This window comes from Pseudomonas lactucae (genome assembly GCF_016937615.1).
Lineage (GTDB): Bacteria > Pseudomonadota > Gammaproteobacteria > Pseudomonadales > Pseudomonadaceae > Aquipseudomonas > Aquipseudomonas lactucae.
Window position 1 is genome coordinate 1 of record NZ_JAFHKI010000061.1, and the last position, 20,900, is coordinate 20,900.

Sequence of the window (20,900 nt, forward strand, 5' to 3'; positions counted from 1 at the left end):
CAGGACTACGGTCAGTGTGGGAGGGGGCTGCCCCGATGAGGGAGTGTCAGTAAATACATCTGGGGCTGACCCACTGCCATCGGGGGCAAGCCCCCTCCCACATTTTGATCCGGGTTCTTCAGTTCAACAGTGAAAATAGAAACCCCGGCACTTGGCCGGGGCTTCTTTGCAGCTTTACAACCTTACTTCAACTTGGCAATCGCCGCGTTGAGGGTGTTGCTTGGGCGCATGGCCTTGCTGGTCAGCTCAGGGTTCGGCGCGTAGTAGCCGCCGATGTCCACTGGCTTGCCCTGTACGGCGTTGAGCTCGGCAACGATGGTCGCTTCGTTCGCGGCCAGGGTCTTGGCCAGCTCGCCGAACTGCGCTTGCAGTGCAGTGTCTTCGGTCTGGGCGGCCAGGGCCTGGGCCCAGTACAGCGCCAGGTAGAAGTGGCTGCCGCGGTTGTCGATGTTGCCGACTTTGCGCGATGGCGACTTGTTGTTGTCCAGGAACTGGCCGGTGGCCTGGTCCAGGGTCTTGGACAGTACCAGCGCTTTCGGGTTGTTGTACGTCACACCCAAATGCTCAAGGGAGGCGGCCAGGGCCAGGAACTCGCCCAGGGAATCCCAGCGCAGGAAGTTCTCTTCCAGCAGTTGCTGTACGTGCTTGGGTGCCGAACCGCCGGCGCCGGTTTCGAACAGGCCACCGCCGTTCATCAGCGGCACGATCGACAGCATCTTGGCGCTGGTGCCCAGTTCCATGATCGGGAACAGGTCGGTCAGGTAGTCGCGCAGTACGTTGCCGGTCACCGAGATGGTGTCCAGGCCCTTGCGGGTGCGCTCCAGGGTGAACTTCATCGCGTCGACCGGCGACATGATGCGGATGTCCAGGCCTTCGGTGTTGTGGTCTTTGAGGTAAGCCTGAACCTTCTCAACCACGACGCCATCATGCGCGCGCTGTGGGTCCAGCCAGAAAATGGCCGGGGTGCCGCTGGCGCGGGCACGGTTGACGGCCAGCTTGACCCAGTCCTGGATCGGCGCGTCCTTGGTCTGGCACATGCGGAAGATGTCGCCGGCTTCGACGCTCTGTTCCATCAGCAGGTTGCCCTTGCTGTCGGTGACGCGGACCACGCCGTCAGCCTTGATCTGGAAGGTCTTGTCGTGGGAGCCGTACTCTTCGGCTTTTTTCGCCATCAGGCCAACGTTCGGCACGCTGCCCATGGTGGTCGGATCGAACGCGCCATTGGCCTTGCAGTCTTCGATGACGGCTTGGTAAATGGTGGCGTAGCAGCGATCCGGGATCACGGCCTTGGTGTCGTGCAGTTGGCCATCGGTGCCCCACATCTTGCCGGAGTCACGGATCATGGCCGGCATCGAGGCGTCGACGATCACGTCGCTCGGCACGTGCAGGTTGGTGATGCCTTTGTCGGAGTTGACCATCGCCAGAGAAGGGCGTGCGGCATAGACGGCCTGGATGTCAGCTTCGATCTGCGCTTGCTGGTCGGCCGGCAGCGCTTTGATGCGCGCGTACAGGTCGCCGATGCCGTTGTTCAGGTTGAAGCCGATCTGCTCGAGCACCGCAGCGTGCTTGGTCAGGGCGTCTTTATAGAACTCGGCAACGATCTGGCCGAACATGATTGGGTCGGAAACCTTCATCATGGTGGCTTTGAGGTGAACCGACAGCAATACGCCTTGTTTCTTGGCGTCTTCGATTTCAGCGGCGATGAACGAACGCAGGGCGTTTTTGCTCAGTACGGCGCTGTCGAGGATTTCGCCTGCTTGAGCGGTGGTCTTTTCTTTCAGGACAGTGGTGGTGCCATCCTTGCCGACCAGCTCGATTTTGACAGCATCGGCCGCTTCGATCTGTACGGCTTTTTCGCTACCGTAGAAGTCGCCGTTGCTCATGTGGGCAACGTGGGACTTGGAGTCGGCAGCCCAGGCGCCCATTTTGTGCGGGTGCTTGCGTGCATAGTTCTTGACCGACAGCGGTGCGCGGCGGTCGGAGTTGCCTTCGCGCAGGACCGGGTTCACGGCGCTGCCCTTGACCTTGTCGTAACGTGCACGGGTTTCTTTTTCCGCGTCGGTGGTTACGGTTTCCGGGTAGTCCGGCAGGGCGTATCCCTGGGCCTGCAGTTCCTTGATCGCCGCTTGCAGCTGCGGGGTCGAGGCGCTGATGTTAGGCAGCTTGATGATGTTGGCTTCAGGCGTAACGGCCAGGGCGCCCAGTTCGGCGAGGTGGTCCGGTACGGCTTTGGCGCCCAGTTGCTCGGGGAAGCTTGCGAGGATGCGCCCGGCGAGGGAAATGTCGCGGGTTTCCACGGCAATATCAGCGGAAGCGGTGAAGGCCTCTACGATAGGCAGCAGTGAATAGGTGGCGAGGGCTGGGGCTTCGTCGGTGAAGGTGTAGATGATCTTCGAGCGGGTGGGCATATTCGGATTAACTCTCTTCTTTGCTGAAAGCGTGCGCAGAAACTCGAGATGCGCCGGGTGGAGCGCGTTCGTTCAAAGTCATCCATGAGCGAAAGGTCGAGATTTCTTCGCGGTGATGTTGGGTTGCATCAGTCGAGCGTCAAGCGGGTGGACTATTGTAATAGTCCTGCTTTGTAGCTGAGGGCCCTGTTCCAGAGCGGTCTGCCGTCGTGACTCTTTGGTCAGCGGCGGCATTATACATAGGTCGCTATGCTTACGCCGAGCCTTCATACAAAAGGTGTGTCGTCCATTGGTCTAAAGGTCGCAGGTGCCGGGTTACGCCTAAAGTCGCATGATGTGCTCAAGATTGGCGCTTTTCCCTTTGCTTTCAGGCTTGTAGGCGACAATTTATGCTGTTTTCGATGCAAATGAGCGTGGCGTGAGGTTTAAGTCGCCATTTATCTGGAGTAGGCTCGAACGCAGCCAGATGTTCAATCCATAGATGGAGTTCAGCATGGGATACAAGAAGATTCAGGTTCCGGCAGTCGGCGACAAAATCACCGTCAATGCAGACCATTCTCTCAATGTTCCTGACCAACCGATCATCCCTTATATCGAAGGTGACGGTATTGGCGTCGACATCAGCCCGGTGATGATCAAGGTGGTCGACGCAGCTGTTGAAAAAGCCTACGGCGGCAAGCGCAAGATCTCGTGGATGGAGGTGTATGCGGGCGAAAAGGCTACACAGGTCTACGACCAGGACACCTGGCTGCCCCAGGAAACCCTGGATGCGGTCAAGGATTACGTGGTGTCCATCAAGGGCCCGTTGACCACGCCGGTGGGTGGCGGTATCCGTTCGTTGAACGTGGCGTTGCGTCAGCAACTGGACCTGTATGTGTGCCTGCGCCCGGTGCGCTGGTTCGAGGGCGTGCCCAGCCCGGTCAAGAAGCCCGGCGACGTGGACATGACCATCTTCCGCGAAAACTCCGAAGATATTTACGCCGGGATCGAGTGGAAGGCCGGCTCGCCGGAGGCCACGAAGGTGATCAAGTTTCTCAAGGAAGAAATGGGCGTCACCAAGATCCGTTTCGACCAGGATTGCGGGATTGGCATCAAGCCAGTATCGCTTGAGGGCACCAAGCGCCTAGCGCGCAAGGCCCTGCAATATGTGGTGGATAACGACCGCGACTCGCTGACCATCGTGCACAAAGGCAACATCATGAAGTTCACTGAAGGTGCCTTCAAAGAGTGGGCCTATGAAGTGGCGGCCGAGGAGTTCGGCGCGACCCTGCTCGATGGCGGCCCGTGGATGCAGTTCAAGAACCCGAAGACCGGCAAGAACGTGGTGGTCAAGGACGCGATTGCCGACGCCATGCTCCAGCAGATCCTGTTGCGTCCGGCCGAATATGACGTGATTGCGACCCTCAACCTCAATGGCGACTACCTGTCCGACGCGCTGGCGGCGGAGGTGGGCGGTATCGGTATCGCGCCAGGGGCCAACCTGTCCGACACTGTGGCGATGTTCGAAGCCACCCACGGCACCGCGCCCAAATATGCGGGCAAGGATCAGGTCAACCCGGGGTCGTTGATCCTGTCGGCGGAAATGATGCTGCGCCACATGGGGTGGATCGAGGCGGCCGATCTGATCATCAAAGGCACCAATGGCGCGATTTCGGCGAAGACGGTGACCTACGACTTCGAGCGGTTGATGGAGGGCGCCAAGTTGGTGTCGTCGTCGGGCTTTGGGGATGCGCTGATTTCGCATATGTAAGGCTTGGGCAATAAAAAACGCCGCCCCACTTTTTTACTGGGGCGGCCGTTTTTTTTCGCGAGTTACACGCCCGACGGCGAGTCAGGCCGTTTGTCTGTTCTCATTATGAGCGTGTGGGGCTGCGGGTGTTTCCGGTGTTTCAGCTTTCACTGTATCAATCTTGATAGCATGTTTCCCTTTTGGGCCTTGAATGATATCAAAGCGCACCGGTTGACCAGCCTTCAGCGTCTTATAGCCTTCCATTTGGATCGCCGAATAATGCGCAAAAAGGTCCTCGTCCTTACCGTCTTCGATAATAAAGCCATATCCCTTGGCATTATTGAACCACTTGACCTTGCCGATCTTGCTGCCAGACATAACCCATTTCCTTCTGCACCAGACTCCATCACTGGAGTATCATCCAGTTTATCCGTCCTAACCCGAATAAATAAGGTTGACTGCGCGGACCTTTTTTACCCACTGTGGGTTCTATTGTTTGTAACACCGTTTTGCCGATAGTCAAGGCGACCAGTCAGTCAGTGTTGAAATTCTGACAGCTCGCCCCCACCACTGTATTTGAACCACTGACGAACCTTTCTTTCCATGCATGCATTCAGCCAGATTCGACTAACATTCAATCAGGATCGACCGGATCACGAACACGATGACGACGGTTCTGCAGGCATTGCTGTCAAAGAGGCCAAGCCTGCTTTACAGGCGCCGCCGATGTACAAGGTGGTTTTGTTCAATGATGACTACACACCGATGGATTTCGTCGTCGAAGTGCTCGAGGTGTTTTTCAACCTGAACCGAGAGTTGGCGACCAAGGTAATGCTGGCCGTTCACACAGAAGGACGGGCAGTATGTGGAGTGTTTACCCGTGACATCGCCGAGACAAAGGCCATGCAGGTCAACCAGTACGCCAGGGAAAGCCAGCATCCGCTACTCTGTGAAATCGAGAAGGACGGTTAACGCCGACCACTTGGGTATGAGGTGAAGCTATGTTAAACCGCGAGCTCGAAGTCACCCTCAATCTTGCCTTCAAGGAGGCTCGTTCGAAGCGTCATGAATTCATGACCGTCGAACACCTGCTGCTGGCACTTTTGGACAATGAAGCTGCCGCCACCGTGTTGCGTGCGTGCGGCGCCAACCTCGATAAACTCAAGCATGATCTGCAGGAGTTCATCGACTCCACCACGCCACTGATCCCCGTGCATGACGAGGACCGCGAAACCCAGCCAACCCTGGGCTTCCAGCGGGTATTGCAGCGTGCCGTGTTCCACGTACAGAGCTCCGGTAAGCGTGAAGTCACAGGCGCCAATGTGCTTGTGGCGATTTTCAGCGAGCAGGAAAGCCAGGCCGTGTTTCTGCTCAAGCAGCAGAGCGTTGCCCGTATTGATGTCGTCAACTACATTGCCCACGGTATCTCCAAGGTGCCCGGGCACGGCGATCATTCCGAGGGTGAGCAGGATATGCAGGACGACGAGGGCGGTGAGTCTTCTTCTTCAAGCAACCCGCTGGACGCCTATGCCAGCAATCTCAATGAGCTGGCGCGCCAGGGGCGGATCGATCCGCTGGTGGGGCGTGAGCTGGAGGTTGAGCGTGTCGCGCAGATCCTGGCGCGTCGTCGCAAGAACAACCCATTGCTGGTGGGCGAGGCGGGCGTGGGTAAAACCGCGATTGCCGAAGGCCTGGCCAAGCGCATCGTCGACAACCAGGTGCCGGACCTGCTGGCCAGCAGTGTCGTCTACTCGCTTGATCTGGGCGCGTTGCTCGCGGGGACCAAGTACCGTGGCGACTTCGAGAAGCGCTTCAAGGCGCTGCTCGGCGAATTGAAAAAACGCCCGCAGGCGATCCTGTTTATCGATGAAATCCACACGATCATTGGCGCCGGTGCGGCATCCGGTGGCGTGATGGACGCTTCCAACCTGCTCAAGCCATTGTTGTCGTCTGGCGACATCCGTTGCATCGGTTCGACTACGTTCCAGGAATTTCGCGGCATCTTCGAAAAGGACCGTGCCCTGGCGCGTCGCTTCCAGAAAGTCGATGTGTCCGAACCGTCGGTTGAAGACACCATCGGCATTCTGCGCGGGCTCAAGGGGCGTTTTGAGGCGCACCATGGCATCGAGTACACCGATGAGGCCCTGCGTGCCGCCGCAGAGCTGGCGTCGCGCTACATCAATGACCGTCATATGCCTGACAAGGCCATCGACGTGATTGACGAGGCGGGTGCCTATCAGCGCCTGCAGCCGGTCGAGAAGCGTGTGAAGCGCATCGATGTGCAGCAGGTCGAGGACATCGTGGCGAAGATCGCGCGGATTCCGCCTAAACACGTCAACAGCTCCGACAAGGAACTGCTGCGTAACCTGGAGCGTGACCTGAAGCTGACCGTGTTCGGCCAGGATGCGGCCATCGATGCGCTGTCCACCGCGATCAAGTTGTCGCGTGCGGGCCTCAAGTCGCCGGACAAGCCCGTCGGTTCGTTCCTGTTCGCCGGCCCGACCGGCGTCGGCAAGACCGAGGCTGCGCGGCAATTGGCCAAGGCCATGGGGATCGAGCTGGTACGCTTCGACATGTCCGAGTACATGGAGCGCCACACTGTGTCGCGCCTGATCGGTGCGCCTCCGGGCTATGTCGGTTTCGACCAGGGCGGTCTGTTGACCGAAGCGATCACCAAGCAACCGCATTGCGTATTGCTGCTCGATGAAATCGAGAAGGCTCACCCGGAAGTCTTCAATCTGCTGTTGCAGGTGATGGATCACGGGACCCTGACCGACAACAACGGGCGCAAGGCGGACTTCCGCAACGTGATCGTGATCATGACCACCAACGCCGGTGCCGAAACCGCCGCGCGGGCTTCGATCGGTTTTGCGCATCAGGATCACTCTTCCGATGCGATGGAAGTGATCAAGAAGAGCTTTACGCCGGAGTTCCGCAACCGCCTGGACACCATTATCCAGTTTGGTCGCCTCAGCCATGAGGTCATCAAGAGCGTGGTGGACAAGTTCCTCACCGAGCTTCAGGCGCAGTTGGAAGACAAGCGCGTGCAACTGGACGTAACCGACGCGGCGCGCAACTGGCTGGCAGAGGGGGGTTACGACGCGGCGATGGGCGCCGGCCAATGGCGCGTCTGATCCAGGACAAGATCAAGCGGCCACTGGCCGAAGAGATCCTGTTTGGCGAACTGTCCGACCATGGTGGTGTGGTGCATATCGACCTGAAGGACGGCGAATTGACCTTCGAGTTCGAAACCACGGCTGAAATGGCCTGATAGCTGACCGCAACAAAGCAAAAGGCGCCGAGAGGCGCCTTTTTGCTGTCTTGGAATACGGTCATTAAAACAATCACATATCAATGTGGGAGGGGGGTTGCATACATAAATGGCACACACAAAAACGCCCGGCATAACCGGGCGTCTTGTATTGACTTGCTTAGCGAGCGCGGTAAGTGATGCGCCCTTTGCTCAAGTCATAGGGCGTCAGCTCGACGCGCACTTTGTCACCGGTAAGAATACGAATGTAGTTCTTGCGCATCTTGCCGGAGATATGCGCGGTTACGACGTGCCCATTTTCCAACTCCACACGAAACATGGTGTTGGGCAGGGTGTCGACGACAGTGCCTTCCATTTCGAAGCTGTCTTCTTTCGACATGCAGTAAAGCCCTCGGTATCCAGTGAATGGCCCGGTGCAACTGCGCCAGGCAAAAGCGGCGTGCATTGTGCCCGAAAAAGGGTGTTTAAGCCAAGGGGTTCTAGTTAAGCACGACCCATCTTTGATTAATCAGCAGTTCAATCGGCCGATATTGGGTCTTGTAGCTCATCTTTTTGCAGTTTTTTATCCAGTAGCCGAGGTACACGGCCTCCAGTTCCTGGCGCAGTGCTTCGCCGATTTGCCAGAGGATCGCGAAACGTCCCAGGCTGCGGCGTTCTTCGTCGGGGTCATAGAAGGTGTAGACGGCCGATAGGCCATTGGGTAGTAAATCGGTCACGGCGACGGCCAGCAGGCGGCCCTCCGCCCGAAACTCATAGAAGCGCGAAAAGGGCAGGTCGCGCACCAGGAAGGTGGAGAATTGGTCGCGACTGGGCGGGAACATATCGCCGTCGGCGTGGCGTTGCTCAATGTAGCGCTGGTAAAGGTCGAAATATTCTTCGGTAAACCGCGGCTTGCTCGCAGTGACCGTCAGGTCGGCGTTGCGTTTGAAGATGCGCTTCTGGTTGCGGTCCGGCAGAAACTGCGCCACGGGGATGCGGGCGGGCACGCAGGCGTTGCAGTTCTGGCAATGGGGCCGGTACAGATGATCGCCGCTGCGGCGAAAGCCCATTTCCGAAAGGTCGGCATACACATGCACGTCCATCGGCTGGCTGGGGTCGAGGAACAGCGTGGTGGCCTGCTCATCGGGCAGATAGCTGCAAGAGTGGGCTTGAGTGGCATAAAACTTCAAGCGCGCCAGCTCGGTCATGATCAACCCTCGGGATAAGCTTTGAAATAAGTGTAAGCCAGGTACGCGCAAGTCGCTTAAGAAACCCACGGTCCAGCGGTGGGCTGATCCAAATGCTCTTGCAGCAAGCCTGCGAATTCGCTGCGGGGAATGGCGCGAGCACCCAGGCTGTGCAGGTGGTCGTTGGGCATCTGGCAGTCGATCAGGACAAAACCCCAGGCCCTCAATTGGCCGACCAGCGTGGCAAAGCCAAATTTCGACGCGTTGTCGGCGCGGCTGAACATCGATTCGCCAAAGAACAATCGACCCATTGCCAGGCCATACAAGCCGCCCACCAGCCTGTCGTCGTCCCATACCTCTACCGAATGGGCGTAGCCGCGCTTGTGCAGCTCCAGGTAGGCGTTCTGGATGCCTTCGGTGATCCAGGTGCCGTCGGCGTAGGCGCGAGGCGCGGCGCAGGCCTGGATGACGGCGGCGAAATTCTGATCGAACGTGACCCTGTAACGCTGTTGGCGCAACAGTTTGCCCAAGCTGCGTGATACGTGCAATTCGTCGGGAAAGATCACTGTGCGCGGGTCGGGCGACCACCAGAGGATCGGCTGGCCCTGCGAGAACCACGGAAAACAGCCGTGGCGATAGGCTTGCACCAGTCGCTCGGCCGACAGGTCGCCGCCGGCGGCGAGCAGCCCGTTGGGTTCGCGCATGGCTTTGGCCAGCGGCGGGAAGGTCAATGAATCGCGTTGCAACCAGGTCAGCATCGGCATCCAGGCTTGTGGGAAGGGAGGGGAGTGGCAGGGATGACGCCTGCGTTCAAGCTGTGATTATTGTCGACGCGGCGCTCTGGGGCCAGCCCGAACAGGGCGTTATCGTCGCTGGGCATTTCTGCAACTCTAGGCTGGGGGTGTGGTCGTAATCGGGTCTGCCCCATGCAGGCCATTTGCCAAGCTGCTCTGGATTGGTAAAAACCGCGCATAAGCCTTTGTCAGCAAAGACAATGCATGCTCAAATTGAACATGTTGTGACACTTGAGTGTAGCCGGCTGCGGGGTGACAGGCAGGGGCGTGGCATCGCAGACACAAACCCGTACAATGCGGCCTGTGTGGCGTTATCGCCATTTCATCGTTCAAGCGCTGAGTGTTAAAAGTAGATTCAACGCCGTTCGTTCATTTTTCAGCTGCTCGGATTGGGCAGTGTGTGCAGTCATTCAATAGATGGACGCGCCAAAGGCGCAGGAAAAGACCCGTTTTGAAGAAATCCACCGCAACACCCAAAGCAGCAGTTGTGCCGGCCTGGCGTCAGCACCTGCATTATCGACTCAAGGAAGGCGCGCTGATCGCCATCGGCGCGCTGTGCCTATTCCTGATGATGGCGTTGTTGACGTACGGCAAGGACGATCCAGGCTGGAGCCACAACAGCAAGATCGATGACGTGCAGAACTTCGGCGGGCCTGTGGGCTCCTACAGCGCCGATATCCTGTTCATGGTGCTGGGTTACTTCGCCTATATCTTTCCGCTGTTGCTGGCGATCAAGACCTGGCAGATTTTCCGCCAGCGTCACGAGCCGTGGCAGTGGAGCGGCTGGCTGTTTTCCTGGCGCCTGATCGGCCTGGTGTTCCTGGTGTTGTCTGGTGCGGCGCTGGCCCATATTCATTTTCATGCACCCACCGGTCTGCCGGCGGGCGCGGGCGGGGCGCTGGGCGAAAGCCTTGGCGACCTGGCGCGCAAGACCCTGAATATCCAGGGCAGTACCCTGATGTTCATCGCACTGTTCCTGTTCGGCCTTACGGTGTTCACCGACCTGTCGTGGTTCAAGGTGATGGACGTGACCGGCAAGATCACCCTCGACCTGCTGGAGTTGTTCCAGGGCGCGGCCAACCGTTGGTGGGCGGCCCGTGTCGAGCGCAAGCGCATGGTCGCCCAATTGCGCGAGGTCGATATCCGCGTCAACGAGGTCGTGGCTCCGAGCACGCCGGATCGCCGTGAGCAGGCCAAGGTCAAGGAACGCCTGATCGAACGCGAGCAGGCCCTGAGCAAGCACATGTCGGACCGCGAGAAGCAGCTGCCGCCGGTGATCGCGCCCGCGCCGCCCAAAGCGCCCGAGCCGAGCCATCGCGTGCAGAAAGAGAAACAGGCGCCGCTGTTCATCGACAGCGCGGTCGAAGGCACCTTGCCGCCGATCTCGATTCTTGACCCGGCCGAAAAGAAACAACTCAACTATTCGCCGGAGTCTCTGGCGGCCGTCGGCCATCTGCTGGAAATCAAGCTCAAGGAATTCGGCGTCGAAGTGTCGGTGGACTCGATCCACCCAGGCCCGGTGATTACCCGTTACGAAATTCAGCCGGCTGCCGGTGTGAAAGTCAGCCGCATTTCCAACCTCGCCAAGGACTTGGCCCGCTCCCTGGCCGTGACCAGCGTGCGTGTGGTGGAAGTGATCCCCGGCAAGACCACCGTGGGTATCGAGATCCCCAACGAAGACCGCCAGATCGTGCGCTTCTCGGAAGTGCTGTCGACGCCGGAATACGACAACTTCAAATCACCGGTCACCCTGGCTCTGGGCCACGACATCGGCGGCAAGCCGGTCATCACCGACCTGGCGAAGATGCCCCATCTGCTGGTGGCCGGTACCACCGGTTCGGGTAAGTCGGTGGGCGTGAACGCCATGATCCTGTCGATCCTGTTCAAGTCCGGCCCGGAAGACGCCAAGTTGATCATGATCGACCCGAAGATGCTCGAACTGTCGATCTACGAAGGCATTCCGCACCTGCTGTGCCCGGTGGTCACCGACATGAAGGACGCCGCCAACGCCCTGCGCTGGAGCGTGGCCGAGATGGAGCGCCGCTACAAGCTGATGGCGAAGATGGGCGTGCGAAACCTGTCGGGCTTCAACGCCAAGGTCAAGGAAGCCCAGGACGCCGGCACGCCGCTGACCGATCCGTTGTACAAGCGTGAGAGCATCCACGACGAAGCGCCGCTGCTGAGCAAGCTGCCGACCATCGTGGTGGTGGTCGATGAATTCGCCGACATGATGATGATCGTCGGCAAGAAGGTTGAAGAGCTGATCGCGCGTATCGCTCAGAAGGCACGTGCGGCCGGTATCCACTTGATCCTGGCGACCCAGCGTCCGTCGGTGGATGTGATCACCGGCCTGATCAAGGCGAACATCCCGACACGCATGGCGTTCCAGGTATCGAGCAAGATCGACTCGCGGACCATCATCGACCAGGGTGGCGCCGAACAGTTGCTGGGCCATGGCGACATGCTCTACATGCCGCCCGGCACCAGCCTGCCGATTCGTGTTCACGGCGCCTTTGTTTCCGACGATGAAGTCCACCGCGTGGTGGAAGCCTGGAAACTGCGCGGCGCGCCGGAATACAACGACGATATCCTCGCAGGCGTAGAAGAGGCCGGCAGTGGTTTTGACGGCGGTAGCAGCGGTGGCGACGATGACGCCGAGACCGACGCGCTGTACGACGAAGCCGTGGCCTTTGTGCTGGAAAGCCGCCGCGCCTCGATTTCTGCGGTGCAGCGCAAGCTCAAGATCGGTTACAACCGCGCGGCCCGTATGATCGAAGCCATGGAAATGGCCGGCGTCGTCACTGCAATGAATACCAACGGCTCGCGTGAAATCATCGCCCCCGGGCAGATGCGCGACTGATCCCGTGCCGCGTGGCAGCACGCGGCGCGCCCTGACTACTCAACGAGGACTCCCATGCGCTTTATCCGCATGCTGTTGTTGCCGGCATTGGCCCTGACCGCTGTTTCGGCTCACGCCGATCCGGCTTCCGTCGCCAGCCTGAAGAACCTGTTGGACAAATCCCAGACCCTGACCGCACGTTTCTCCCAGCTCACCCTGGATGCCGGTGGCACCCAGTTGCAGGAAACCGCGGGTGAGATGGCCGTGCAGCGCCCAGGGCTGTTCTACTGGCACACTGAAGGCAAGGCCGAGCAGACCATCGTTTCCGATGGCCAGAAGGTTACGTTGTGGGATCCGGACCTGGAGCAGGCGACCATCAAGAAGCTCGACCCGCGCCTGAACCAGACCCCGGCGCTGCTGCTGTCGGGCGATGTGTCGAAAATCAACGACAGCTTCGACATCACCTCCAAGCAAACCAGCAACGTGATCGAGTTCACCCTCAAGCCCAAATCCAAGGACACGCTGTTTGACACATTGTCCCTGTCGTTTGGCAACGGCGTGATCAATAACATGCGCCTGGTCGACAGTGTCGGCCAGCGCACCGATATCCTGTTCAGCGGGGTCAAGGCCAACCAGCCGGTGCCTGCGTCCAAGTTCAAGTTCGACATCCCCAAGGGTGCCGACGTGATCCAGGAATAAACTGCCCAGAGGTTTCAAACGCTGCCCATGGACCTGTTTCGAAGTGACCCGATTGCCCAGCCATTGGCCGCGCGTTTGCGTTCGACCAACCTGGATGAGTACGTCGGTCAGGAACACCTGCTCGCTCGCGGCAAGCCTCTGCGCGAAGCGCTGGAGCAGGGTGCGCTGCACTCGATGATTTTCTGGGGTCCGCCGGGGGTGGGTAAAACCACCCTGGCGCGCCTGCTGGCGAAAGTCTCGGATGCGCACTTCGAAACGGTGTCGGCGGTGCTGGCCGGGGTCAAGGAGATCCGCCAGGCGGTCGAGGTGGCCAAGCAGCAGGCCGGGCAGTACGGCAAGCGCACCATTCTGTTTGTCGACGAAGTGCACCGCTTCAACAAGTCGCAGCAGGATGCGTTCCTGCCGTATGTCGAGGACGGCACGCTGATCTTTATCGGCGCCACCACCGAAAACCCCTCTTTCGAACTGAACAACGCCTTGCTCTCGCGTGCGCGGGTCTACGTGCTCAAGAGCCTCGATGAAGCCGCGATGCAAAAGCTGCTGCACCGCGCCTTGAGCGAAGACAAAGGGTTAGGCAAGCGCCAGTTGAGTGTCAGCGAGGAGGGTTTCAAGATCCTGCTGACTGCCGCCGACGGTGACGGGCGACGTTTTCTCAACCTACTGGAGAACGCGTCCGACCTTGCCGAGGACGGCGGCGAGATAGGCGTCGACCTGCTGCAAAGTCTGCTCGGCGATACACGCCGTCGCTTCGATAAAGGCGGCGAAGCGTTCTACGACCAGATCTCGGCACTGCACAAATCCGTACGTGGTTCCAACCCGGACGGTGCGCTGTACTGGTTTGCGCGGATGATCGACGGCGGTTGCGACCCGCTGTACCTGGCGCGCCGCGTGGTGCGCATGGCCAGCGAAGACATCGGCAACGCCGACCCGCGCGCACTGAGCCTGTGCCTCGCCGCCTGGGACGTGCAGGAGCGCCTCGGCAGCCCCGAAGGCGAGTTGGCGGTGGCACAGGCCATCACTTATCTGGCCTGCGCGCCAAAAAGCAACGCGGTGTACATGGGCTTCAAGTCGGCCCTGCGTGCGGCGGCCGAACACGGCTCCCTCGAAGTGCCGATGCACCTGCGCAATGCGCCGACCAAGCTGATGAAACAACTGGGCTACGGTGATGAATACCGCTATGCCCATGATGAACCGGACGCCTATGCCGCCGGTGAAGACTACTTCCCCGATGAACTAGAGCCATTGCCGCTCTACCAGCCGGTGCCTCGCGGCCTGGAGCTTAAGATCGGCGAGAAGCTCAATCATCTGGCCGCACTCGATCGTTTAAGTCCCAGGCAGCGGAGAAAATCATGATTCCCTTGGTGGCCGCCGTCTCGGCGGGTGGTATCGCGGGTACACTGCTGCGCTTTGCGACGGCTAATTGGATCAACGCGAATTGGCCCAAGCACTTCTATACCGCGACGCTGGCCGTTAATATCGTGGGCTGCCTGTTGATCGGCGTTTTATATGGCCTGTTCCTGGTGCGTCCCGAAGTACCGATTGAGGTGCGCGCCGGGCTGATGGTTGGCTTTCTTGGCGGCCTGACGACCTTTTCATCTTTTTCACTGGATACCGTACGCCTGCTGGAAAGCGGGCAAGTGCCGCTGGCGATTGGCTACGCTGCCATCAGTGTATTCGGCGGGCTGCTTGCCACCTGGGCCGGCCTGTCCTTGACCAAACTTTGATAAACGAGAGACCGACATGCTCGATTCCAAACTGTTACGTAGCAACCTTCAGGACGTAGCGGACCGCCTGGCATCCCGTGGCTTTGCCTTGGATGTTGCGCGCATCGAAGCGCTGGAAGAACAGCGCAAGACCGTCCAGACCCGCACCGAAGCACTGCAGGCTGAGCGTAATGCGCGTTCCAAATCCATCGGTCAGGCCAAGCAGCGCGGCGAAGACATCGCGCCGTTGATGGCGGACGTCGAGCGCATGGGCACCGAGCTGTCCGACGGCAAGGTCGAGCTGGACAAGATCCAGTCCGAGCTGGATTCGATCCTGCTGGGCATCCCCAACATTCCACACGAGTCCGTGCCGATTGGCGCGGACGAAGACGGCAACGTCGAAGTGCGTCGCTGGGGCACGCCGAAAGCCTTTGATTTCGAGATCAAGGACCATGTCGCCCTGGGCGAATTGACCGGCGGCCTGGATTTTGAAACCGCCGCGAAAATGTCCGGCGCACGTTTTGCCCTGCTGCGCGGCCCGATTGCGCGCATGCACCGTGCCCTGGCCCAGTTCATGATCAACCTGCACACCGCCGAACACGGTTACGAAGAGGCTTACACCCCGTACCTGGTGCAGGCGCCAGCGCTGGTGGGCACCAGCCAGTTGCCGAAGTTCGAAGAGGACCTGTTCAAGATCAGCCGCGATGGCGAAGCTGACCTGTACCTGATCCCGACGGCCGAAGTGTCGCTGACCAATATCGTCGCCGGTGAAATCCTCGACGCCAAGCAACTGCCGATCAAGTTCGTCGCTCACAGCCCGTGCTTTCGCAGTGAAGCCGGTGCGTCGGGGCGTGACACTCGCGGCATGATCCGCCAGCACCAGTTCGATAAAGTCGAGATGGTCCAGGTGGTCGAGCCGTCGACCTCCATGCAGGCCCTTGAAGGCCTGACCGCCAACGCCGAACGCGTCCTGCAATTGCTGGAGCTGCCGTACCGCGTACTGTCACTGTGCACCGGCGACATGGGGTTCAGCGCGGTGAAGACCTACGATCTGGAAGTGTGGGTGCCGAGCCAGGACAAGTACCGCGAAATTTCGTCGTGCTCCAACTGCGGCGATTTCCAGGCCCGTCGCATGCAGGCGCGTTTCCGCAACCCGGAGACCGGCAAGCCGGAACTGGTACACACCCTTAACGGCTCCGGCCTGGCGGTAGGTCGTACCCTGGTCGCGGTGCTCGAAAACTACCAGCAGGCCGACGGCTCGATTCGCGTGCCAGAGGTGCTCAAGCCTTACATGGCGGGCGTTGAGGTCATCCGCTAAATGGAATTTCTGCCGCTGTTTCATAACCTGCGCGGCAGCCGCGTGCTGGTGGTCGGTGGCGGGGAAATTGCCTTGCGCAAATCCCGGTTGCTGGCCGACGCCGGCGCCGTGCTGCGGGTGGTGGCGCCCCAGATCGAAGACCAACTGCGTGCATTGGTGCTGGGCAGTGGCGGGGAACTGATTTTGCGCGGTTATCAGGAGGCCGACCTCGACGGCTGCACCCTGGTCATCGCCGCGACCGACGACGAGCCCCTGAATGCGCAAGTGTCCAGTGACGCCAAGCGTCGCTGCGTGCCGGTCAATGTGGTGGATGCGCCGGCCCTGTGCAGCGTGATCTTCCCGGCGATTGTCGACCGCTCGCCCTTGGTGATTGCCGTGTCCAGTGGCGGCGATGCGCCGGTGCTGGCACGCCTGATCCGCGCCAAGCTGGAAACCTGGATTCCATCCACCTACGGCCAATTGGCCGGGTTGGCGGCGCGTTTTCGTGCCCAGGTCAAAGGTTTGTACCCGGATGTGCAGCAGCGCCGCGCGTTCTGGGAAGAAGTGTTCCAGGGCCCGATTGCCGACCGTCAGTTGGCCGGGCAGGGCGATGAGGCCGAGCGCCTGTTGATCGACAAGGTCAACGGTGCACCGCCGCATGCGCCGGGTGAAGTCTACCTGGTGGGCGCAGGCCCCGGTGATCCGGACCTGCTGACCTTCCGCGCGCTGCGTCTGATGCAACAAGCGGACGTGGTGTTGTACGACCGTTTGGTAGCGCCTGCGATTCTTGAACTGTGCCGTCGCGATGCCGAGCGTGTATACGTCGGCAAGCGTCGCGCGGACCATGCAGTGCCGCAGGACCAGATCAACCAGCAACTGGTGGACCTGGCCAAGCAAGGTAAGCGCGTACTGCGCCTCAAGGGTGGCGACCCGTTCATTTTTGGACGGGGCGGCGAGGAGATCGAGGAACTGGCGGCCCATGGCATCCCGTTCCAGGTGGTGCCGGGCATTACCGCAGCCAGTGGCTGCGCGGCGTATGCCGGGATTCCGCTGACCCACCGTGACTATGCACAGTCGGTACGCTTTATCACCGGCCACCTGAAGAACGGTACCTCTGATCTGCCTTGGCAGGACCTGGTCGGGCCCTCGCAGACGCTGGTGTTCTACATGGGCTTGATCGGCTTGCCGATCATCTGTGAGCAGTTGATCAAGCATGGGCGCGCGCCGATACCCCGGCGGCATTGATCCAGCAGGGCACCACGTCCAACCAGCGCGTGTTCACCGGCACCTTGGCGGACTTGCCACGCATGGTGGCGGAGCATGAAGTGCATGCGCCAACACTGGTGATCGTGGGTGAGGTTGTGGTATTGCGCGAGAAACTGAAGTGGTTTGAAGGCGCTCAGTCCCAGGTTTGAGGCTTAAAAAGCATCGGGAGCAAGCCCCCTCCCACATTTGGAACGCATTCCAAGCGTGGGAGGGGGCTTGCTCCCGATGCGGCCATTCATCACACCCTATCTTTTGGATCAGCTCCAAACCCCTGATCCCACCAACCGCGCCCGATCATGCTTGCCCTCAAAGCGCTGCAACGGCCCCTTCGGCACAATCCCCGTCGGATTGATCGTGCGGTGACTGGCATAGTAATGCCCCTTGATGTGCTCGAAATCCACCGTCTCGGCCACGCCCGGCCACTGATACATCTCCCGCAACCAGTTCGACAGGTTCGAATAATCCGCGATCCGCCGCAGATTGCATTTGAAGTGGCTGTAATACACCGCATCAAAACGGATCAGCGTAGTAAACAGCCGCACATCCGCCTCGGTCAGGTATTCGTCGGCCAGGTAACGATGGTCGCTCAGGTGCTGTTCCAGATGATCCAGTTCGGCAAACACATCATCAAACGCACGTTCATACGCCTGCTGTGATGTGGCGAAGCCTGCTCGGTACACGCCGTTGTTTACGGCCGGGTAGATGCGCTCGTTCAGCGTATCGATGGTGGCGCGCAGCGGCTCGGGGTAAAAGTCCAGGGTGTTGCCGGTCAGCCCGTTGAATGCGCTGTTGAACATGCGAATGATCTCCGCCGATTCATTGCTCACAATGCGCTTGAGCTGCTTGTCCCACAGCACGGGCACGGTGACGCGGCCGGTGTAGTCGGCGGTGTCGGCGGTGTAGCGCTGGTGCATGTAGGTAAAGTCGTCGAGGGCGTCGCCAGTCGAGCCGTGAGCCGTGTCGAAGGTCCAGCCGTTTTCCAGCATCAGCCAACTGACCACGGACACGTCGATCAGGCTTTCCAGGCCCTTGAGCTTGCGCATGATCAATGTGCGGTGGGCCCAGGGGCAAGCCAGGGACACATAGAGGTGATAACGACCGGCCTCGGCCTTGAAACCGCCTTCACCGCTCGGGCCAGGCTGGCCGTCGGCGGTCACCCAGTGGCGGCGCTGCGCCTGTTCGCGCTGGAAAGCGCCATCTGCGCTACTTTCGTACCACTGGTCTTTCCAGTGTCCTTCGATCAGCAAACCCATGACTGGCTCCTCAACTAATAAGCGTTGGAGCCCAGTCTAAAGGGATGAGTTCGAACTAAAAGCGCAAAGACTGCGGGTGAATGATCGATTAAATCGATTTGTCTCGCGCGTCCCAGTACTGCTGGGCCAAGGCGAATGCCTCTTCCCGCGAATGGCCGAGGCGCGCAGGGCCAGGGCCATCGTGGCGATCAGTGCCAGTTGTGGGTAGCTGTCGTCGACGTCGCCACGCCATAGCGCTTTCAAATGTTCGGGGTCCAGTGTCGCCGGTTTAACATGGCGCTGGGCGGAGAGGGCGGGCCATTCTTCGTCCCAGCTTGCACCGCCGGTGGTGCCGTAGAGGTGGCTCGCGGTGTCCGGATTGATCTCGATTTCGCCGCCGTCGCCCTTCACCACAATCACGTTATCGCCCAGTAGGCCGCTGGCGTCGCGGTGCACGCCCTGGTAACCCGGGTGGAAAATGCTCTGCAGGCCGCAACGCGCATTCAGCGGGTTGAGCAGGCGCGCCAGCGAGTGGATCGGCGAGCGCAGGCCCAGGGTGTTGCGCAGGTCGATCATGCGCTGCAGTTGCGGCGCCCAGTCGCCCAGCGGAATAAACGCCAGGTTGCCGTGCTCATAGGCCGTTTCGACCTGCTGCCAGTTGCGGCACAGCGGAATCTGCAAGGCGTCGAGCAACTGCTCGGTGTACAGCCGGCCCGCCGTGTGCGCGCCGCCGCCGTGCATGAGGATGCGCACGCCGTTCTGGGCCAGGCACTTGGCCGCCAGCAGGAACCACGGCAGGTGACGTTTTTTACCGGCATAGGTGGGCCAGTCGACAGCGACATTCAGTGCCGGCGCGCTCAGGCGTTCGCGCACGGCTTCGGTGAAACCGGCGAGTTCTTCCGGGCTTTCTTCCTTGTGCCGCAGCAGCATCAGGAAGGCGCCGAGCTGGGTGTCTTCGACTTTTTCATCGAGCAGCATGCCCATGGCTTCACGCGCTTCCTCGCGGGTGAGGTTGCGCGCGCCGCGCTTGCCTTTACCCAGGATGCGCACGAACTGCGCGAACGGATGCTCGGTCGGGGTTTCGAGAGTCAGCGGGGCATAGTCGGTCATAAGCAATTCGTCGGCCTGGGCAGGCCCGCCAGCTTGGCGGCGAGTTTGGCGGGAGTGCCGTTGAACAGTTTGTTGAGGTGCAGGCTGTTGCCTTTTTCCGGGCCCAGCTTCAAGGCGGTGTATTTGATCAGTGGGCGCGTGGCGGGGGACAGCTGGAATTCGGCGTAGAACCCGCGCAGCAGTTCAAGGATCTGCCAGTGATCCGCGGTCAATTCCAGGTCTTCGGCGGCGGCCAGGGCGTTGGCGACCTCGGTGGACCAGTCATTCAGGTCGACCAGGTAGCCGTCCTTGTCCAGTTCCAGGGTGCGCTCGCCGACGGTCAGGGTGTTCATAGCCAGGTGTTGACCTTGTCGTAGTCGATCGACAGTTGCACGAAACCTGGGTAATCCACGCTGTCGGCCCAGTCGGGTAGCGGCAGATTGCGCGCCTGCATGTCTTCGGCCAGTACGAACACCTTCACGCCTCGGGTTTGCAGGGCCGCGCTGTGCAGGCCGTAGGCGCCGTCGCCACAGAGCAGGATCGCGTCCTCGGTGCCGCAGATACGCAGGCAGCTGTCGAGGCGGCTATCGGTAAACGGGGAATGAGACAGCACATGTAAAGTCGACATCAGAGGGTAATCACCTGGTCGTAACGGTCAATCAGCTCGCCAATCGCGTCGCTGCTCAGCGGCTGGGCGCTTGCCGGCGGGACAAGCCCGCGTTCGGCGAGGCTGTGGCGGCAGGCGAACACCTCTTCGACGCCGAACAGCTCCAGCGCCTGCAGGTTGGCGCTCAGGTCTTTTTGCTGGACGGCCTTGGCGTTCTGGTTCGGCATCAGTTGGAACACGCCATCGTCCATGAACAGCAGGCCTATGGGCAGATCAAACGCGCCACCGGCCAGCACGATATCCAGCGCCTCGCGCGCGCTTGGCCCGGACCACGGGGCCTGGCGGCTGATCATCAATAGGGATTTGGACATGTCACGGCCCTCCAAAACAGATCAGGCGGTCGGCAGCCTGGATCGCATCATGCAACTGCCCCAGGCCCGACAGCGCCCACGGCGCGTCGAGGTTGACCGCACCGCGTTGATAGCGCGTGGCCTCTTCGCTGTTAAGCACGCCACGACGCAACGCGGCGGCGATGCACACCACTGCGTCAAGCTGGTGCCGGCTGACGAACTCACGCCATTGGCGAGCGATGTCTTGCTCATCCTGGGGCGCAACAATGCTGTTGGACGCGCTGTACACGCCATCCTGATAAAAAAACAGCCGCACAATCTCGTGTCCACCGGCCAGCGCCGCTTGGGCGAACAGCAGGGCGCGGCGCGAGGAGGGCGCGTGGGCGGCGGAATACAGGGCAATCGCGAACTTCATGGAGCACTCGGCAAGCAAACGTGGGTCAATGATAA

The 20,900-nt window shown here is 60.3% G+C and carries 17 protein-coding genes and 3 pseudogenes; 9 read left to right on the forward strand and 11 right to left on the reverse strand.

The genetic code is table 11. The features are described from left to right. Positions 1-182: 182 nt before the first annotated feature. Positions 183-2,408 (reverse strand): NADP-dependent isocitrate dehydrogenase, encoded by a 2,226-nt coding sequence (locus tag JWR98_RS12210; protein WP_205490153.1) that lies wholly within the window; start codon positions 2,406-2,408, stop codon positions 183-185. A gap of 493 nt (positions 2,409-2,901) precedes the next feature. Between JWR98_RS12210 and icd the strand changes: the two genes are divergently transcribed. Beyond that, positions 2,902-4,158 carry an NADP-dependent isocitrate dehydrogenase gene (gene icd, locus JWR98_RS12215; RefSeq protein WP_205490154.1) on the forward strand — a complete coding sequence of 419 codons (1,257 nt, stop codon included), beginning with the start codon at positions 2,902-2,904 and terminating at the stop codon, positions 4,156-4,158. Positions 4,159-4,239: 81 nt separating this feature from the next. Here icd and cspD read toward each other — a convergent pair whose 3' ends face one another. Continuing rightward, entirely contained in the window at positions 4,240-4,515 is a 276-nt protein-coding gene (gene cspD / locus JWR98_RS12220) for a cold shock domain-containing protein CspD (RefSeq protein WP_205490155.1), read from the reverse strand. A 225-nt stretch (positions 4,516-4,740) separates the two neighbouring features. Between cspD and clpS the strand changes: the two genes are divergently transcribed. Then, positions 4,741-5,109 carry an ATP-dependent Clp protease adapter ClpS gene (gene clpS, locus JWR98_RS12225; RefSeq protein WP_003174705.1) on the forward strand — a complete coding sequence of 123 codons (369 nt, stop codon included), beginning with the start codon at positions 4,741-4,743 and terminating at the stop codon, positions 5,107-5,109. A 29-nt stretch (positions 5,110-5,138) separates the two neighbouring features. After that, positions 5,139-7,408 (forward strand): annotated as a pseudogene (clpA, locus tag JWR98_RS12230) (ATP-dependent Clp protease ATP-binding subunit ClpA). Positions 7,409-7,568: 160 nt separating this feature from the next. On the opposite strand, the gene infA reads toward clpA, so the two are convergent. The 3 genes from infA to aat form a co-directional block, all read right to left on the reverse strand. Next, positions 7,569-7,787: a translation initiation factor IF-1 gene (gene infA, locus JWR98_RS12235; protein WP_002553999.1), complete on the reverse strand. Its 219-nt coding sequence runs from the start codon at positions 7,785-7,787 to the stop codon at positions 7,569-7,571. A gap of 100 nt (positions 7,788-7,887) precedes the next feature. After that, entirely contained in the window at positions 7,888-8,595 is a 708-nt protein-coding gene (locus JWR98_RS12240) for an arginyltransferase (RefSeq protein ID WP_078733690.1), read from the reverse strand. A gap of 56 nt (positions 8,596-8,651) precedes the next feature. After that, on the reverse strand, positions 8,652-9,332 hold the full coding sequence (gene aat, locus JWR98_RS12245; protein WP_205490156.1) for a leucyl/phenylalanyl-tRNA--protein transferase: 681 nt from the start codon (positions 9,330-9,332) through the stop codon (positions 8,652-8,654). Positions 9,333-9,819: 487 nt separating this feature from the next. Here aat and ftsK point away from each other — a divergent pair, with 487 nt between their 5' ends. The 6 genes and pseudogenes from ftsK to cysG all read left to right on the forward strand — a co-directional run bounded on the left by ftsK (position 9,820) and on the right by cysG (position 17,321). Then, entirely contained in the window at positions 9,820-12,228 is a 2,409-nt protein-coding gene (ftsK, locus tag JWR98_RS12250; RefSeq protein WP_205490157.1) for a DNA translocase FtsK, read from the forward strand. A gap of 54 nt (positions 12,229-12,282) precedes the next feature. Continuing rightward, positions 12,283-12,906: an outer membrane lipoprotein periplasmic chaperone LolA gene (lolA, locus tag JWR98_RS12255; RefSeq protein WP_003174700.1), complete on the forward strand. Its 624-nt coding sequence runs from the start codon at positions 12,283-12,285 to the stop codon at positions 12,904-12,906. Positions 12,907-12,933: 27 nt separating this feature from the next. After that, positions 12,934-14,259, forward strand: a complete 1,326-nt coding sequence (locus JWR98_RS12260; protein WP_003174699.1) for a replication-associated recombination protein A — start codon at positions 12,934-12,936, stop codon at positions 14,257-14,259. Next, entirely contained in the window at positions 14,256-14,630 is a 375-nt protein-coding gene (crcB, locus tag JWR98_RS12265) for a fluoride efflux transporter CrcB (protein WP_078733686.1), read from the forward strand. Before JWR98_RS12260 ends, crcB begins: the two co-directional genes overlap by 4 nt. Before the next feature lie 16 nt (positions 14,631-14,646). After that, on the forward strand, positions 14,647-15,927 hold the full coding sequence (gene serS, locus JWR98_RS12270) for a serine--tRNA ligase (protein WP_003174697.1): 1,281 nt from the start codon (positions 14,647-14,649) through the stop codon (positions 15,925-15,927). After that, positions 15,928-17,321: pseudogene (gene cysG, locus JWR98_RS12275) on the forward strand (siroheme synthase CysG). Positions 17,322-17,429: 108 nt separating this feature from the next. On the opposite strand, the gene JWR98_RS12280 reads toward cysG, so the two are convergent. From JWR98_RS12280 to tusD, 6 genes and pseudogenes are all read right to left on the reverse strand, one after another. After that, entirely contained in the window at positions 17,430-18,425 is a 996-nt protein-coding gene (locus JWR98_RS12280) for a glutathione S-transferase family protein (RefSeq protein WP_078733684.1), read from the reverse strand. Between the two features lie 88 nt (positions 18,426-18,513). Further along, a pseudogene (locus JWR98_RS12285) lies at positions 18,514-19,514 on the reverse strand (glycosyl transferase family protein). After that, a complete protein-coding gene (locus tag JWR98_RS12290; RefSeq protein ID WP_003174693.1) occupies positions 19,511-19,846 on the reverse strand; it encodes a TusE/DsrC/DsvC family sulfur relay protein in 336 nt (111 codons plus the stop codon). Before JWR98_RS12290 ends, JWR98_RS12285 begins: the two are co-directional and overlap by 4 nt. After that, positions 19,843-20,121, reverse strand: a complete 279-nt coding sequence (gene tusB / locus JWR98_RS12295; RefSeq protein ID WP_078733682.1) for a sulfurtransferase complex subunit TusB — start codon at positions 20,119-20,121, stop codon at positions 19,843-19,845. The genes JWR98_RS12290 and tusB overlap by 4 nt, the downstream gene beginning before the upstream one ends. Beyond that, entirely contained in the window at positions 20,121-20,471 is a 351-nt protein-coding gene (gene tusC, locus JWR98_RS12300) for a sulfurtransferase complex subunit TusC (protein ID WP_078733681.1), read from the reverse strand. The genes tusB and tusC overlap by 1 nt, the downstream gene beginning before the upstream one ends. A 1-nt stretch (position 20,472) precedes the next feature. Beyond that, the gene (gene tusD / locus JWR98_RS12305) at positions 20,473-20,865 is read right to left on the reverse strand and encodes a sulfurtransferase complex subunit TusD (RefSeq protein WP_078733680.1); all 393 of its coding nucleotides are present in this window, start codon (positions 20,863-20,865) and stop codon (positions 20,473-20,475) included. Positions 20,866-20,900 lie beyond the last annotated feature (35 nt).

What these genes read in the sequence shown, in the direction of transcription:
- lolA (WP_003174700.1), top strand. Translation starts at nt 12,283, where the DNA reads ATGCGCTTTATCCGCATGCTGTTGTTGCCGGCATTGGCCCTGACCGCT.
- cspD (WP_205490155.1), bottom strand. Translation starts at nt 4,515, where the DNA reads ATGTCTGGCAGCAAGATCGGCAAGGTCAAGTGGTTCAATAATGCCAAG.
- JWR98_RS12290 (WP_003174693.1), bottom strand. Translation starts at nt 19,846, where the DNA reads ATGAACACCCTGACCGTCGGCGAGCGCACCCTGGAACTGGACAAGGAC.
- JWR98_RS12210 (WP_205490153.1), bottom strand. Translation starts at nt 2,408, where the DNA reads ATGCCCACCCGCTCGAAGATCATCTACACCTTCACCGACGAAGCCCCA.
- tusD (WP_078733680.1), bottom strand. Translation starts at nt 20,865, where the DNA reads ATGAAGTTCGCGATTGCCCTGTATTCCGCCGCCCACGCGCCCTCCTCG.
- tusC (WP_078733681.1), bottom strand. Translation starts at nt 20,471, where the DNA reads ATGTCCAAATCCCTATTGATGATCAGCCGCCAGGCCCCGTGGTCCGGG.
- tusB (WP_078733682.1), bottom strand. Translation starts at nt 20,121, where the DNA reads ATGTCGACTTTACATGTGCTGTCTCATTCCCCGTTTACCGATAGCCGC.
- infA (WP_002553999.1), bottom strand. Translation starts at nt 7,787, where the DNA reads ATGTCGAAAGAAGACAGCTTCGAAATGGAAGGCACTGTCGTCGACACC.
- serS (WP_003174697.1), top strand. Translation starts at nt 14,647, where the DNA reads ATGCTCGATTCCAAACTGTTACGTAGCAACCTTCAGGACGTAGCGGAC.
- JWR98_RS12260 (WP_003174699.1), top strand. Translation starts at nt 12,934, where the DNA reads ATGGACCTGTTTCGAAGTGACCCGATTGCCCAGCCATTGGCCGCGCGT.
- clpS (WP_003174705.1), top strand. Translation starts at nt 4,741, where the DNA reads ATGCATGCATTCAGCCAGATTCGACTAACATTCAATCAGGATCGACCG.
- aat (WP_205490156.1), bottom strand. Translation starts at nt 9,332, where the DNA reads ATGCTGACCTGGTTGCAACGCGATTCATTGACCTTCCCGCCGCTGGCC.
- JWR98_RS12280 (WP_078733684.1), bottom strand. Translation starts at nt 18,425, where the DNA reads ATGGGTTTGCTGATCGAAGGACACTGGAAAGACCAGTGGTACGAAAGT.
- icd (WP_205490154.1), top strand. Translation starts at nt 2,902, where the DNA reads ATGGGATACAAGAAGATTCAGGTTCCGGCAGTCGGCGACAAAATCACC.
- JWR98_RS12240 (WP_078733690.1), bottom strand. Translation starts at nt 8,595, where the DNA reads ATGACCGAGCTGGCGCGCTTGAAGTTTTATGCCACTCAAGCCCACTCT.
- crcB (WP_078733686.1), top strand. Translation starts at nt 14,256, where the DNA reads ATGATTCCCTTGGTGGCCGCCGTCTCGGCGGGTGGTATCGCGGGTACA.